General features: G+C 58.0%; 11 protein-coding genes. 5 read left to right on the top strand and 6 right to left on the bottom strand.

The window, feature by feature from the left end:
* Positions 1–99 precede the first annotated feature (99 nt).
* From NHH03_RS09405 to NHH03_RS09390, 4 genes are all read right to left on the bottom strand, one after another.
* A complete protein-coding gene (locus NHH03_RS09405) occupies positions 100–1,539 on the bottom strand; it encodes an aldehyde dehydrogenase family protein (RefSeq protein WP_253155575.1) in 1,440 nt (479 codons plus the stop codon).
* Positions 1,540–1,741: 202 nt separating this feature from the next.
* Complete coding sequence (locus NHH03_RS09400; protein ID WP_253155574.1) at positions 1,742–2,875, bottom strand: hypothetical protein; 1,134 nt, start codon at positions 2,873–2,875, stop codon at positions 1,742–1,744.
* Positions 2,876–3,388: 513 nt separating this feature from the next.
* Positions 3,389–4,486 (bottom strand): carboxypeptidase-like regulatory domain-containing protein, encoded by a 1,098-nt coding sequence (locus NHH03_RS09395; RefSeq protein ID WP_253155573.1) that lies wholly within the window; start codon positions 4,484–4,486, stop codon positions 3,389–3,391.
* Between the two features lie 558 nt (positions 4,487–5,044).
* Positions 5,045–6,208, bottom strand: a complete 1,164-nt coding sequence (locus tag NHH03_RS09390; protein ID WP_253155571.1) for a hypothetical protein — start codon at positions 6,206–6,208, stop codon at positions 5,045–5,047.
* Positions 6,209–6,353: 145 nt separating this feature from the next.
* On the opposite strand from NHH03_RS09390, the gene NHH03_RS09385 reads away from it, so the two are divergent.
* Positions 6,354–6,665 (top strand): hypothetical protein, encoded by a 312-nt coding sequence (locus NHH03_RS09385; RefSeq protein WP_253155569.1) that lies wholly within the window; start codon positions 6,354–6,356, stop codon positions 6,663–6,665.
* 134 nt (positions 6,666–6,799) lie between these two features.
* Here the strand turns inward: NHH03_RS09385 and NHH03_RS09380 are convergent, their stop codons facing one another.
* Entirely contained in the window at positions 6,800–9,226 is a 2,427-nt protein-coding gene (locus NHH03_RS09380; protein WP_253155568.1) for a TolC family protein, read from the bottom strand.
* Positions 9,227–9,633: 407 nt separating this feature from the next.
* Positions 9,634–10,410, bottom strand: a complete 777-nt coding sequence (locus tag NHH03_RS09375; protein WP_253155566.1) for a hypothetical protein — start codon at positions 10,408–10,410, stop codon at positions 9,634–9,636.
* Between the two features lie 402 nt (positions 10,411–10,812).
* Here NHH03_RS09375 and NHH03_RS28145 point away from each other — a divergent pair, with 402 nt between their 5' ends.
* From NHH03_RS28145 to NHH03_RS09355, 4 genes are all read left to right on the top strand, one after another.
* A complete protein-coding gene (locus tag NHH03_RS28145; protein ID WP_253155564.1) occupies positions 10,813–12,324 on the top strand; it encodes a SpoIIE family protein phosphatase in 1,512 nt (503 codons plus the stop codon).
* 149 nt (positions 12,325–12,473) lie between these two features.
* Positions 12,474–13,079, top strand: coding sequence for a nitroreductase family protein (locus NHH03_RS09365; protein WP_253155563.1), 606 nt, complete (start codon positions 12,474–12,476; stop codon positions 13,077–13,079).
* A 101-nt stretch (positions 13,080–13,180) separates the two neighbouring features.
* A complete protein-coding gene (locus NHH03_RS09360; RefSeq protein WP_253155562.1) occupies positions 13,181–14,452 on the top strand; it encodes a protein phosphatase 2C domain-containing protein in 1,272 nt (423 codons plus the stop codon).
* 7 nt (positions 14,453–14,459) lie between these two features.
* Positions 14,460–15,851, top strand: coding sequence for a sensor histidine kinase (locus NHH03_RS09355; protein WP_253155560.1), 1,392 nt, complete (start codon positions 14,460–14,462; stop codon positions 15,849–15,851).
* Positions 15,852–15,864: the final 13 nt, after the last annotated feature.

Raw genomic sequence — 15,864 nt, 5'->3', positions numbered from 1 at the left:
TGACGGGATCCCTCGCTGACGCTTCGGGTTACCAAAAAACAACGCCCCCACGCGAAAGCGCAGGTTCAAACCTTGCGCGTCGTTGTTGGGCGGACGGCGTTAGGCGCCTGCGGCGACGGGCATGTCGGCGGTCTGGTAGGCACGCGATCGATACAGGAAATCGATGATGTTGCCTTCGTGTGGTTGCAGCCAGTTCAAACGGTTGGTTGCAATTGGGCCGATGTTGACGCGGTCAATATCGACGCTCGCACCGGCCGCAGCGATCAGCGCCGGGTCGCGGGTTAGAACCGTGCCGACCAGGGTTGGACCGATACGTCGCAGCATTTCGGCTTGCGGGCACTCGACGACGCTGACGAAGGGGAACATGTATTCTTTCATCGCCACGCCACGTTCGGGTGAGTCGGCGTGGACCACCATCGGACGCAGATAAGCGCAGTGTTCGCGCTCGATCAGTTTGTCACCGTACTCGGCGGTCATGTCGGTGACACCTTGCTCGGCCAAGTCTTGCTGGACCATGGCGTGTGTGCCGGTGGCCATCGCAGGCACGGTGAATGCGGCCAATTGGGCCGATTCGTCGGTCGGAGGAAGCACGTCGACCGGTCCAATTCTCTGCGCAATCGCCTGTGCGATTTCGCGTGTGTGACGACTGGCCCAGATCCCGCTGCAGTTGATGCAGGAGCGGCCGGAGTTGCTGAGGACGCTTTCGACCATCATGTCCAGGTACAGTTCCCAGTCATCGACGATGTCGTCACCGATCAGGATTTTCGACCAGCCCGGGCCGTGCGCTTGGACCTTGGGGTTGCCGGCGTGCTGGGCGACCGTTTGGGCGCTGCCGAAAATCATGCTGCGCGGCGTTTTGGTCATGATCGCGCCGCCGGCGTCGTGACCGCCGGGGTACAACCCGAATGCTTCGGCCGGCACACCCGCTTGGATGAAGGCTGACACCATGCGGTACGGCGTCCAGGGTTCTTGCGAGCCGGGTTTGAGTGCCAGTCCGATTTGCAACGGGATGGCGGGTAACCACAGGGTGTGCACACCGGGGGAGTTGTTTGGAAGGATGGCACCCAGGATCGGCGTTTGTGCCTGGTAGCTGACGATCACACCACGGCCTTCTTCGCCATAACCTTTGCTCAGGATATTCAGGTCCAAACCGCGGGTCAGGCAGTTCAGAATTTCGTCCATGTGGCTCAGGACGAAGCTGTTTTTTTTCAGGTTCGATCGGCACATGTGTTCGGGCAATCCGGTGCTGGCGGATTGCTGATGCACAAATTCGTCCACCGACTGCGTCGTGTCTCCGACCGGCAGTTCGGCATTTTCGAACAGGTCGGCCGCCTTTTTGGACATCTCGATCAATTCGGCCGGCGAATACTTCAGCAACGCCTCACGCGCTTTGTGCGCCTGTTTCATATCGCGGCCGACGATGCCGCCCCCGACGGAACCGAATTTAGCGATCGGCTCGCCGGTATCGAAGTGAACGATGTCCTTGATTTCCATCGATTCGTAAGGCTTGCCCCAACGAAGCGGTTGCAAAGTGATCATGGTCGAAAGAGTGGGTCAAAGAAGTGATGAAAGAGGGCGGAGTGAGGGTGTCGATTGGCGCTGTTTCCCGTCGCTGGAACAGCTGGGGTTCAGGCTGACTGAACCCTGGCGGGGCCAGCTACGAAACTGGCTGACTGAACCCTGGCGGGTCCAGCTACGAAACTGGCTGTTTCGATGGTTCGCAAACCGCGGTGAGTGCCTGTTAGTAAACGCCGACGGTGGTCGCACTGGCGAGTTCATGGAACGGGCGAACCCCGCTAACACCATCCCAAGGGTACAGGTCGAACGGAGCTTCACGTTCTCCTTCGTCACGTTCCATGAATCCGGGCACAAAGAATTCGTCGGTCAGAGTGTAAAGTTTAACGCGACCGGTTTCCCCAATCCCGACCACCTGGTTGTAATCGTCAAAACTGACGACCTCGGTCACGGCACGCGGCTGCGGCGCGTAGTAGCTGATTTTGTATCCATCGGCAGCGGAGATCGGTTTGCTGCAGGCCAGCCCCATCAGCGTGTTGCCGTAGGTCGGCGTCATGTAAACGCCTCCCTCTTCGACCGGACCGCCTAGCATTTCTTCGACTGCGAATCGCGTCCACTGAGGCGTGAATTCGGTGCCGCCAGAGAAAATGCCTTTGATGCCAACCTCTTTCAAGCTTGTTCCACGTTCCTCGAGAGCTTCGCCGAGCGATTCCAACAGTTTGGGTGTGGCAAACATGCACTCGATGCTATGACCAGCTGTCAGAACGGTCACGGCTTGGTCGATGCAGTGCTTTTTGTATTCTTCCAGGTGTTCCATCCATCCCTTTTTGATCAACTTGACGACCCACCGCGGGTCCAGGTCGATACAGAAGCAGATCCCGCCACGATACTGGGCCAAATGTTCGACGGCCAAACGCAGGCGACGTGGGCCGCTCGGGCCGAGCATCAGCCAGTTGGCGCCACGCGGAAAATATTTGTCCGGCAGGGTATCGCTGAACAATTCGTAATCCTTCCAGTGATCTTCGATCACCATTCGGCTTTTCGGGATCCCGGTGGTGCCTCCGGTTTCGAACACATAGACCGGTTTGCCAGCGTGGCCTTTGGGGACCCAGCGATCGACCGGTCCACCACGCAACCACTCGTCTTCAAAGTTGGGGAACTTTTTCAGGTCATCAAACGATTTAACGTCTTTGAGAGGATCGAATCCGAGTTCCGCTTTTTTTTCCAACCAGAACGGGCTGCCCGTTTCTTCGCTAAAGTGCCAGTGCACGATCTTGAGTGTGTGTTCGTTCAAGCGGTCACGAGCGTCCGAGGCGCTCTTGGCAACGTCATCGGAAATCGAATTCTCAACAGCGCTCATTCTTGGGTTGTCTTTAAGCGAGGCGGTGGGCGGGGAAAGTGGGCAGCAAACGGTGCGGCTGGAAGGCCACCGAATGGAGACGCAAAACGGCAACTGCCGAAGCGGCCTATTGTTACGTTCTGGAAAGTGCGACGAAAGAACCCAGATGCAGGTCCGGGCGTTTTTATCCAATCTCGTGGCATTCCAGCGTGTTGATCGGTTCGCACAATCGAATTAAACACGCCAATCATCACCCGGAAGTCGAGGTGTGAGTATTGAAGCCAGCGCTTTTATGGTAACCCGACGCGTCAGCGAGGGTTTTAGGGTGGTAACGGGAGTCCCTCGCTGACGCGTCGGGTTACTAAAAAACAATGCCTGACGCGGAAACGCGACTCCAATCTGGGGGCGCACGAAAAAAGCCGTGCGTTTTCACACACGGCTTTTTTAAGTTTTTCAACCGGGCCTCCGGCTGCCATCGCTCAAGACAACGACTGGGGCCGGCTGGTTATTTTGCAACTCAGAGAGAGCTGTTAACTACGGTGCAACCGGGCTGACAACCGGGGGAGGCTCGATGCTGTCGTCGTCATCGCTGAGGGCGATTGCAATTCCAGCTCCCACTCCACCGAGCAACAGCAGACGTCCGCCGCCACCGATTCCACCACCGCCGCCGGCTCCACCGCCGCCGCTCATGCCGCCGCCGGTTGATGTTCCGGGAGTGCCTTCGAACGGAACGGCAGTGCCGATTTGGTCTTCACTGATGACCCGATCGTCGATCACGGTTGCTGCACTTGGCAGCGGAGCAACTTGCATCACGAACGTTTCCGAAGCCGCTTCTGCTTGAGCGACCAGGGTCGTGTCTTGGATTCCAGCTTTGGCAGCGGTCGTTTCGGCCAACGCACCAACCAGTTCCAGACCCATCAGTCCGAATCCGTCTTTGCCCGATCCGAGCACCGAATAGCTGCCGGGAGCCAAGTTGCCAACCACGAAATTGCCTTCTTGGTCGGTGACGGTTCGAGCGACTTCGACTCCGTCGTGATAAATCAGCACGTTAGCGTCTTTGGCACCCATGTCGTCGGAGAATCCGGCGCGGGTCAGACGGCCTTTGATGCCACCTTCGAATTGGGTCACGCGAGCCGACACACCGGGCTCGACACGTCCCGACGTCAGCGGGTTCACGCTGGGGTCGAACACGATTGCGGTCGGTTGGCCGGCTGGCAGGTAGCGGACGACCGCATTGCGGACGACGCTGTAATCAACGGCACCCGCAGCGACTTCGAATTGATCGCTGATCGGTACGTTGGGTTGCAAGACGTGCATGGCACAGCAGGCGAATGCATTGTCACCTTGAATCATCAGCGTGTAAACGCCGGGGGTGACGTGGCTGATCGTGAACCGTCCGGTTTTGTCCGATTTGGTCGTGACGCCGGCGAATTTTCCGAATTGATCGATTAGCGAGACTTTGGCACCACGAACTGCAGTGATCGAATCCCCACGCGGGACGATCACGCGCCCCATGATGCTGCCGTTATCAGAGGCCCGCACCCATTGGTGCTCGGTGACGTCAGCAGCTGATGCAAAGCCTGACGAAACAACCATTGCGAGCGCCGCAGCGGCGCAAATCAAACGTTTCATTTCCTGGTTCCAGTCGAATGTTGAGCGATCTTTGAAGAGGCGGAAACCCACCTGCACCAGAGTATAGAAGCAGGTTTAGGGAATTCAACGCGATTGACGCTAATTTGGTAATTTAGGCAACTTGGGTGTGCAGATGGGAACGGCGCATTTGTACAGACTGTAGCACGCTGCCAAAGGCACACCGCGGAGTAACGCTCCATCTCGCCCGGAATTTAGGTCCGTTCCTTCCTCCGCCAGCCCCACCACTGAAGATCGGCAACGCTACCGAGTGAGGGCAGCGAAGTCCCGAAATTCTTTGTAAACCCGTGAGCGAGCTTTATCGATTGGGGGGGATTGTGCCTTCGGGACGGCGGGTGGTCCCCTAAATGCTGGCGAAATACCCACAAATGACAACCCGACGCGTCCGTTTTGAAGCCAACGATTTGATGGCAACCCGACGCGTGAGCGATGGGTGTAGGGAGTTAGTGGGATCCCTCGCTGACGCGTCGGGTTACCAAAAACCATGCCCGACGCGAAAGCGATACCTCATCAACCCTGGAATTACGGGGCAACCTGGAATTACGGGGCAACTGGGCTGACGACCGGTGGCAAGTCCAGCGAGTCGTCGTCGTCCGAGACGATTGCGGCAATTCCGATGCCGGCCGCACCAAGAGCAGCTAAACCGCCCAGGCCGCCGCCGCCAATTCCGCCACCACCACCGCCGCCGCCACCATATCCGCCGCCGCCAAATCCGCCACCCATTCCGGGCGATGCCAGCGGATCAGCGAGCATGCCGGGACCGGCTGGCAGTCCGGGACCGGGACCGGGCGCACTGCCGTTGTTATCCGACAGGATCAATTCTTGCACGACGGGTGAACTGAGGCCAACAGGTGCGAGTTGCAATCCCATGCCCGATCCACCGCCTTGTAGTGCGATCAGTCGCACACCATTGCCGGTTTCGGCGGCGTTGTTTGCAGCAACTGGGCTTCCAGACATCAGTTCGTTGACCAAGTTAAAACTGGTGATGGCTAGTCCATCGGGGCCTGCAGCGACCAACGAGTAATCGCCGGGGGCCAGGGTGTCGATTTTAAATGTTCCGTCGTTTGCGGTGACCGTTTGCGCGACCAGGACATCGTCTTGATAGATCAGAACGTTGGCTAGTCCGGCACCGCCGCCACTGCTAAGTCCGGCACGATTGATTTGCCCGGAGAAACCGCCACCGGATTGCGGGATTTGTGGCGACACGGACTCATTCAACGCTTCGTTAGCAGCATCGGGTGTAGCCGCCGCGGGAGCAGCAACGGCTGGCGGACTGTTTGGCAAATAACGCAGCGCTGCGCTCTTGACTGAGCAAATATCCAAAAAGGCTGCTCGCAGATCGACGTAGTGGGTGCCGGGCGCCATTGGGTCTGGCGAAGGCGGCAAGATATTTAATGCGTAACAAGCGAAGATATCTTCGCCGCGGGCGACAACGGCGTACGTCCCCGCAGGGATTCCCTCGAACGAAAATTCGGCCGGCGAAGTCGGTGAGGGGGTGGCGCCGTAAATAGCGCCATCGGTGCCCGCCAAAGAAACTGCAATCTGGCCGGCTGGACCGTCGTAGGGCAATACGACACGACCGGAAATTCGGCCTGCGGAATTCTGGCTGACCCACTGTTTGACAACGTCACTGGAGCCCTGTCCGTGAACGGTCAACGAGAGTGGGGCTACTAGGAGAGCGACGCATGTGAGTAAGCAACGCATCGGCGGTACCCTGCAAATTGAGAGATTCTAAGAAGTCTGGACATAGGAGTTATAGTAATCGTAACACCGCTGAGTCCGACCAGCAAGTTTTAGTTTTATGCTGAATCCCTATTCTGTTTCTTCTACCAGGGCGACCGAGCCGGGCGTGTTCACTGAACACGCGTCACTGCAGCAGTCCGGGTTTCTGTTCCGTGTGGTTGACATCCGCCATCCGATCCAAGCCGAGTTTGTGTATTCGGGTTGGTGGTTTCGGCAGACGATCGATCTGGCCGGCCTGCGGGTGTGGAGTCGAATTAGCTGGCTGGCGATCGAAAAACAGGCTGATTTCGAACTGCCGCTGTCGCTCGACGCCAGCCGCAGCCAGGGGCGGGTGGAGATCGATTTTTCACGGGGGCTGAGAATTCGTCGGTTCCGAATTTGGATCGCTGGCGAATTGATTTACGACGAGATCCGTTAACGACGAAAAGCTCGAGGCACCTTGTGAGTGCAACTCGAGCTAGTCGTGGGCCTGGCCACAATGGTTCCCGAAGCGAGACGGGTGTGGCCGGGCATTCCTCCGCCCTACGGATGAATGGTTGTCGTGGTCTTAGATCACCACGCTGGATTGGCTGTCGTTGCAGCTTTGGGCTGTGACGGACGCGGCACGCTTTTGCGTGACACCGGCAGCGGAGCACCGCTGGCACCGACACCGCTGGCACCGGGGTTGATACCCGATCCGATCGGCTGGTCGGCGGGGACTTGGTAGTTCATCGGAGCCACCAGTCCGGGGTCCTGGCCGGGGACCAGAATGCTGTCGCTGGCGGTGTTTCCCGGTGTGACGGTTGTGGCGGGAGCGTTCAGCATTGCGTCCGAGGCTGCATTCGGCATGACTTCCGGCACACTCGGCAGCGACCGCGATTGGGGATCAAGCATTTCTTGGGGCGTGCCCATTTCGCTGAGCGGAAGTTCGTCCGCCGGAGTCACTTCGCCGCTGCTTTTCAGGCTCATTTCCACCGCACCTTCGGCATTTTGAACCGGGCCGCGTCGAACGACGCCGGGCCGAGTCACACCGTATTGCAATTGGCGGCCGGCGGAACGTTCACGGGCTCGTTCCAACGCATCACAGTAGGCTTTGCTGTTCCAAGGTCCTTCGCGGAGCGTGATGTTGCTGTTGGCCAGCAGGGTGCCACGCAGGTAGTCGACGTAGTTGATGGATTTGTTGTATTCGACCAGGGCACGGTAATACGAAATCTGTGCTTCGGCGCGACGTTGCTGACTTTGCAGCACCAGGTTGATCAAGTTGGCACCGCTGGCTTGCGGGTCATTCTCCAGTTGGGTCAATCGAGCTTGGACTTCCTGTTCGGTGGCTTGCCATTCGTTGGCCGCTGATCGCAGCTGTGAAAAGTGGCCGGATGTTTTCCCGATCGCGTCGCTGAGTTGGCTGACCGCGAATCGCTCGGATTCTTGTAGGAACACGGTGCGGCTGCGCAAGGTGATTTGAGCATTGCGGATGCGTGTGAGTTCGCGGCGGAGTCCGACTGGCAGGGACATTTCCAATCGCACCGCACCTTCCTGGTAGTCGCCACTGGTCAGTTCACCCAAGGCACTGCTGCCGGCTGCGGGGAACCGATCGTCACTCCCCCCGGGAGGTCCCAGTGTGTCGCCGACGCCGACCCAGCGGTACAGCAGCGACAGGTTCACGTCCGGCAGCACTTGGTTCTTGGCCAATGCCAGTTCCAATTCGGCTTGTTTGATCTGGTATTTCTTGCTGCGCAGTTCGGGGCTGAGGTAAAGCATCTGAGCGACCGAATCGGCCCATTCAAATTCGACACGAGCCAAGGTGGGTTCGTCGATCGGGCGAATCAAACGGCCGTCGGTGGCACCGAGCCCGATCAGTTCACGCAAGGCACGGTCACGGCCGTAAACACCCAACCGGTCTTCGCCCGGAAGATTGGATCCGTTGAGTGCTCCGGTCAGCCGTTTTTCCAAGTTGTAGTATTGCGATTCTGCTTGCGTTAATTCTGGAATTGTCGATGTGCCCAGCTCGAAGCGTTGGCGAACGTATTCCGCGGTGACCTGAGCACTGTTGCGGGCGATCCGTGCGGTGGAGACGGCACGATAGGATAGGTACAGGTCCCAGTAGGCGACTTCGACGTCACGGACCAGGTTGCGAATTTGAGCTTCAAAGGTCGCGATCGAGATGTCTTCGTTCATCCCCGCCAACATCACTGGAATGCGGTTGATGTAGGTCCCACGATTTCGCATCAGCGGGTGTTGCACCTGAGCTTCCATCAAGGCGGTGATGTCGCTGGGGACCGCCCGGGCGGTGATATTGATCGGTGTGTTGTTGCGCGAGTACAGGATTTGTTGACGCAGCGTGGCAACGCCACCGGTGGCCAGGCGTTTGCTGATGGCCGATTGCTGGGTCATGCTTTGAGCGACCAACTGTTGCGGGTTGATCGTGTTGGCGATGCCAACGTTCTGCGGTCGGTCGGTGGTTGAGTAGTCGATAAATCCACTGGCGACGGCATCGAACTCTGCCAACGCGTCTTCGACACCACCGATCTGGTTGGCTCGCACGACGCCTCGTGGCAACAGTCGGTTGCCGTTGCCGTCGGTCGCCAGGGCGGCCGACTGAGTCGTGGTTTGTTGCAGAGCGACGTCGTAGATGCTGCCGAATTGCTGGGCCGATCCGCTGACGAATTGCGAGGCGATGTTTTGTCGCACTTCCGACGTTCCACCGGTCGTCGGGAAAAACTTGGCATTCTGAAGCGCCATGTTGACGCATTCTTGCAGCGACAAATCCCAGAACTTGTAGTCGTGGTTACCAACGGTCAACGGCGGCAACGACTCGGTCGTTTCCGCGAGGCTGGCAACATTGACGTCCGGATATTCGATCGACGTAGCAGTGTTGAGATAATGCTGTAGATCCGGCGACTCGTTGACAAAGAACGGTTGCGTTGGCGTGCATCCAGTGGCCAACGCAATCGTCAAGACGAGTTGCAGGTGTGCAGCGATTTGAAACAGCGAGCGATTCATGCCCTAAGCTTCCCTAGGCCGCGATCAATCTCATCGCTGAATGTGAAACAGTATCACAGCCAGCGCGAAACCTTTTCGCGAGCAGTCCAAATGGAAGCCCCCCATCAAAGTTTCACGGGACCATCACGAGATGAACCACACGAAACCTTGCCCACAAGGAGTTATCGGTGATGGGTTGGGTAAACTTTGACGGTTCTAAAGAAAATTCCAAAGTTCCGGGGCGAGGGGGAATTCGCCTGAGAAAACGGCACGCGCGGGTGAGTGAAACGCTCGAAGTAGCACTTTTGCGTGCGGCATTGGTTTTTGGTAACCCGAAGCGTCAGTGAGGGATCCCGTTAACGCCCAAAATCCCTCGCCCACGCGTCGGGTTGCGTTTAAAACGCCACTTTAAGACTGTCGGGGCATGGTCAATGGTTGGCCGATGGCGAGGAACAGCACGAGCGTGAAACGTCGTCGCGTGAAACCAACGCCCGTTTACTGGAGACGCCCTTGATTTGCACCACGTCAGCGCTGATCGGGGCGGCGGCCAGTCGAATTGCGGGCGCGTTTTTAATCGGTGTCGCCGTCAAATCCGAGGGCGAATCGAGTTGCACGTCATCGTGACTCTGGTCGTTCAAGCTGGGAAGGTTCAGATCCGGCAGCTCTAATTCATCTTCACGCTGTGCTGGGATTTCGATTTCAACCGGTTCAATCGTGCCCGGATCCAGTGTTTCTGAGTTTCCCGGCTGAATCGTCTCGGTTTCCAACGTCTCGATCAAATCATCCAACTGCGTTTGTGCGGTGTCGTCCGGTGGAACGTCTGACGGCCGCGGTCCGACGCGCAGGACTTCCCAGGGTTTGGGATAGAAATAGTGCTGTTCCAAACGCAGGTGTTTTTTCGGCGCCTTGTAGGCTCCGGCATGTTTGGCGTGGTGCCAGGCCATCGCTTCTTGGCTGCTGGGGGCGATCCAGTATGCAATTCGGCCTCCCAGTTTCGTCGGGCGGTTGTAGGTCCGACGGTAGCTCGGTGGCAATCGATTGCCGATCGGGCCGATCAAATCGATCCGTGGGTGCACCGGTTGGTTTTCTTTATCGGGGTGATGCGCGGTGGCCAAACCCGCCAACGCGACCCAAATGAAGGTGGCGGCGGTGACAGCACGGGCGGCTGGCGAAGACGAAACGGTGGTGAAGCGTGGTCGATTCATGGGGAAATCCTTTACCCAGTTAGCTGACTTGAGCGCGCCGCGTTGTCGAAATCCTGCTTGTAACGCTAAGCACTGATTGATTCTTTCGACCGGATTCGAATCGTTGTACGGACTTTTGCTTGCGACACGGTTTGCACCACTTTTAACGGTTCTGTCGCCCGCACCGGTCCCAATGCCCAAATCGGTCAATCCAGGCGACTTGGAGGTCTCCGGTGACTTTGCTGGCAATTCCGTTGATTGCGCCTGGCGGCAATGACGATCGTTCCAGGTAAGAGGACTCGCGGCGCCCCAGACGGCAATGGCTGCAGGAGACCTCGTTTGCGCATCCAGGAGGGGTGCGAAATCAGTCGGCATGGAACGCCTGGATCTCCCAATGCATTCCTTTGGCCCGAGCAACATCCTGTGTCCCATTCCGTTCCGTCTTATCTGAGGCTTCATCGTGATGATGACGCCAAAGCGGCACTTCGCCACCAACGTTCCTCCACCGACCAGTTCTGGGATGCTTTTTCAGCGGCGACCGGGTGGCGAATCGACCGCAAGCACGAAACGGAACCCTTGCAGGTCTTGCCGGCGATCGAACGCGTCTTGATGGCGAATGATCCCGCTGACATGCACCCGCCGGTGGTCAAAGAAAATGCCACCACGTTGGCGAAGGTCGCCACATCGATGGCAAAAGAAATTGACCAGCTGCAGTCGCTGGTCCGCCGCCAGGAGGTCGAGTTGGCCGCGCATGCGACGACTGCGTTTGGCGTGACTGTCGCTGAGTCCGTGACTGAATCCGTGCACGACTCGCTGCAGCAAGCAATTCAAGCGACCGGATTTGATTCCGCCGCGCTGTATTTGTTGGATGACGACACCCAATTCTTGAACACCCGGGCCGTGGTGGGATTGCCGGCCGATCGGTTGAAAAACCAACCGCGACCGCTGCGCGGCAGCCGCGCGGATTTGGAATCGATGGTTCAAGACGCGGTCCTGATGGATGACTTAACCGGGCTGGTCGGCGAAACCTGGAATCCGCCGGAGCCGGCCGGGGCGGCGGTTTGCACGGCGCTTTTCAAAGGCGACCTGCCGATCGGCACGCTGTGGTTGTTTGCCGATCAGCCGCGTGAATTGGATCCCGCGATCGCGACGATCGCGCAACTGGTTTCCTCGCAAATCACACTGCAGCTGTCCCGTGCGGCGCAGTCCCGCCAAGAACAACGCAACCGGAAATCCTTGGCCGCGGTGGCGGACATCGCGGCGTGGCAATTCACCGCACTGTCGGCCGGCAATCATTTGGCGCCGGGCTGGTTTGTCGATGGCATGATCGAATCCCCGAGTGATTGGTCGATCGGATGGCACGCCTGGGACGTTTTGCCCGACGGGTCATTGATGCTGGCGATCGCCGAGGCCGAGCAAACGCATGCCGGTGGCGCGATGATTGCCGCCACGGCGCGGGCGGCATTGGCCGCCCATTGCAATTACCGTCACACACCGCTTCAGATCATGCAACGCATCAACGACACGCTGTGGCAAACCAACAGCGCCGAACAGTTGGTGTCGCTGTTGTATGCACGAATTGACCCGCAAAGCGGCGAGGGTGAAGTCGCGGTGTCGGGGAATATCGATGGTTTGATCGCGGGCAACTACGGATACCGTCCCTTAATCGCCAGCGGCGGCCGACCGTTGGCGACTTCGATGGATGCCGATTGTTACGAGTCCACGTTTCAATTGGGCGAGGGCGAGACGCTATTGGCCTGCGGTGCCGGCGTGATGGCCGAAGGGATCAGCCAGAAAACATTGGGCTGTTGTTTGCGTTCGGCGGCGCAGTCCAATCAGAATGCTTTGGCGGTTATCCGTCGTGAGATGGCCGCTTTTCCAGTCTGTCGTGAACGCGGCTTGGTCACGCTTTCACGCGGAAGCCTAGGAAATTGACTGCTGCGGTCGACAACCCTTGGCGGGAAGTCGGTATGCTGTGCATCGTCGGGTCAAACAATGCAATGAATTCGCAGACCCGCGGCCGTGGAAATTTTGTTCTATTTGATGTGTCCACGTGTATTTCCGCAAACCATTTTTGCCCTTGTATGACAGTCAATCCTACACAACGGAATTTGATCGATTCGGTCCAGCAACGTTGGAGCCCGTACCGCTTTGATTCGCGAGGTGTTGAGCCGGAAAAATTAGCGAGCTGTTTTGAGGCGGCCAGTTGGGCCGCGAGTAGTTTTAATGAACAGCCCTGGCGTTTCATGATCGCGATGCGCGACGATCAGGCGGAATTTGATCGAGCGTTGGGCTGTTTGATGGAGGCCAACCAGGCCTGGGCACGCCATGCCGGTGCAATCATTTTGACGGCCTTTCGCACGAAGTTTTCTCGCAACGAAAATCCCAACCGAGTCGCCTTGCACGATTTGGGTCAGGCCGCTGCGCACCTGGCATTGCAAGCGACCACATTAGGATTGCAGGTTCACCAGATGGCCGGCGTGAATCTCAGCCAAATCCGCACGGAATATCAGCTGCCCGACGAATTCGAACCGGCCACGGCGATTGCGATCGGCTATCCACAAACGGCGAAACCGGAAACGGAATCGGAAAAGGAATTGGCCGCTCGGGAATCGTCGGCAAGAAAACGGCGGCCACTTTCCGATTTGGTCTTTCATGGCCAATGGGGAAGCTCCCCGAAATGGCTGTAGGCAACATTCACGATCAGCAACCAAACCCGCAGTTGGAACAATCATCGGTGTCGGAATCTTGGAACCCTGGCGTTATCTGTGCCGCCCGCACGGATGTGGGTATGCGCCGAACCAACAACCAAGATTCGCATGCGGTGTTGACGGCGCGAACGAGTGAACGGTTCCAATCGCGTGGCCACCTGTTTATTGTGGCCGACGGCATGGGGGCACACGCCGCAGGCGAACTCGCCAGTAGCATGGCGACCGAATTGATCGCGATGAATTATTTTCGGACGCTGATTGCCGATTCCAAAGATTCGTTGCATGTGGCGGTTCACGAAGCCAACGCCGAGATCTATCAGCGGGGCCAACAGAATCCCGAATTTCACAACATGGGGACGACCGCCAGTTCGCTGGTGTTGCTGTCGACCGGCGCCGTGGTGGCTCACGTTGGCGATTCCCGTGTGTATCGGTTACGCAAAGGCGTGTTGGAGCAATTGACGTTTGATCATTCGCTGGTCTGGGAAGTCCAGGCCAGCGGACAAGTTCATCCCGATAGCGCCTTGGGACAGGCGCTGCCAAAAAATGTCATCACGCGCTCACTGGGCCCCAACGCCGACGTGCAAATTGACATCGAAGGCCCCTACGAAATTCAGGCCGGCGATCGTTTCCTGCTTTGTAGCGATGGTTTGTCCGGCCAAGTCGATGATGTTGAAATCGCCACGTTGTTGGATTGCTTGCCCGAAGACCTGGTCGTCGAAGTGTTGGTGGATTTGGCAAACCTGCGCGGCGGCCCGGACAACACGACGGTGGTGGTCACGACGGTCACCGAAGGCCCGCTATTGGACCAAAAAACAGCGCCACCGAAACCAACCCCAGACGAAAGCATGGCGTTCTGGGGGATCATCGGTGCGGTCGTCGCCACCCTGCTGGGCGTGATCGGAATGGTGCTGTTCTGGTTTATCGGTTCGAACGCTGCGATGGTGATTTCATTGGTCGCCGCGTTGATCGGCGGTGTCATCACCGCGACGTCGTACTCGAACATGAAACAACAATCGCGGCGACGCAAATCGTCGGGCGGTGGCGACGCCTGTGGTGTGCCCAAACCCTATGGCGGCAATGGGCCCTATCGACGCTATCTGTCCAAACCCGATCAAACGCTGTTCGATCGACTCGGCCAAACCGTCGCCGAATTGCGCGCCGCGGCGAAACAGAAGAATTGGCTGATGGATTGGAAAGACATCGACACCTTGCAAGAACAAGGTGCTGCGGCAATCGAATCCGGCGATGGCAAGTCCGCGATCCATTTGCAAGCCAAAGCGATTGTGGAAACGATGCACCAATTACGCGAACAACACAACCGGTCGGCGGACGAAACCGCGATCGATCAGTGATTCAACGGTGAACCTTCGCACCTCTCGGCTCGGTCTGCCGCTGATTCCCGCCGCGCGACTGGGGTCGTCGACCTGGCTGTTGCATCTCCGGTCGTTTGCCATCGCCGGCCAACTGGTGACCATTCTGTTTTCCGTTTGGGTGATCGGGGTTCGGCTGTCGTATCCCCGGCTGTTGTTGTTGGTCATGCTGACTGCGATCACGAACGTGATCTATGCGATCTGGTTGCGCCGCTATGACGTACCCGGCGGCTCCGCCGACAGCAGATCAATGGACTTTGATTCCGAACAAGAACTGGCCGATTTGGGGCGTGACGGTTGGTCGGCTGTCCAGGTGGTTGCGTTGGGGCTGATGCTGTTGGATCTGGCAACCCTGACCGCGATGTTGTATTTCAGCGGCGGCGCGGCCAACCCGTTTAGCTTCTTCTATTTCGTCAACTTGGCCGTCGGTGGCGTCATGATTCGCCCCAAGGCGGCATGGTTGTTGACCTTTGTCGCAATCCTCGGCTATGCGATTATTTTGCGGTGGAGCATTCCCGTGCTGGGACTGAGCACCAATGACAGTGACGAGTTTTTTGCGATGCGGTCGATCGGGCTGCTATTAGCGTTTGGCACCTGTGCACTAGTGGTGACCTATTTCGTCACACGCACCAGCGGGCTGTTGCGTGCTCGCGAACGTCAATTGCGTGACAATCAATTGGCTCAGGCAGCCAATCGTCGATTGGAGTCGTTGACGACACTCGCCGCCGGAGCGGCGCACGAATTGGCGACTCCGCTTTCAACCATCGATGTGGTCGCCCGTGAGTTGACGCGACATCTGGAGTCCGTCGAAAAACCTGCCAGTGTCGACCAGGATCTGCGTTTGATCGATCACCAGTTGGAGATGTGCCGCCACATCTTACAGCGAATGCGCGGGGCGGCCGGCGACTCGATGGCCCAGCAATGGTACCAGACCACGGTCGGTGATTTGATCGATGCGACATTGGAAGGCATCCGTGATCCGCACCGCGTCGATGTGGTCGATGGGGCAGAGGATGTCGAAAACAAAACCCTGTGGATGCCCGAAGAAGCCGTGGCACAGGCGATGCGAAATCTGATTCATAACGGACTGGATGCCAGTGGAGTCGACGGGCGGGTGCGGGTCGAATCCAGGCTTGATGGCCCGAATGTTCAATTCATCATCACCGACCAGGGCCAAGGCATGACCGACGAAATTCTCGGTCGCTTGGGCGATCCCTTCTTTACAACCAAAGAACCCGGACGCGGCATCGGATTAGGTTTGTACCTGACCTACAACGTCGTCTCGCAATTAGGCGGATCGCTGGATTTTAAATCGTCCCCCAGCACGGGCACCGCGGCCGTCGTCAACCTGCCAATTGCCAACCCCGAAAACATCCCCTGAAACGCCAGCCCCG

It is taken from the genome of Stieleria tagensis (genome assembly GCF_024129865.1).
GTDB lineage: Bacteria > Planctomycetota > Planctomycetia > Pirellulales > Pirellulaceae > Stieleria > Stieleria tagensis.
This window is presented reverse-complemented; position numbering and strand designations above follow the sequence as displayed.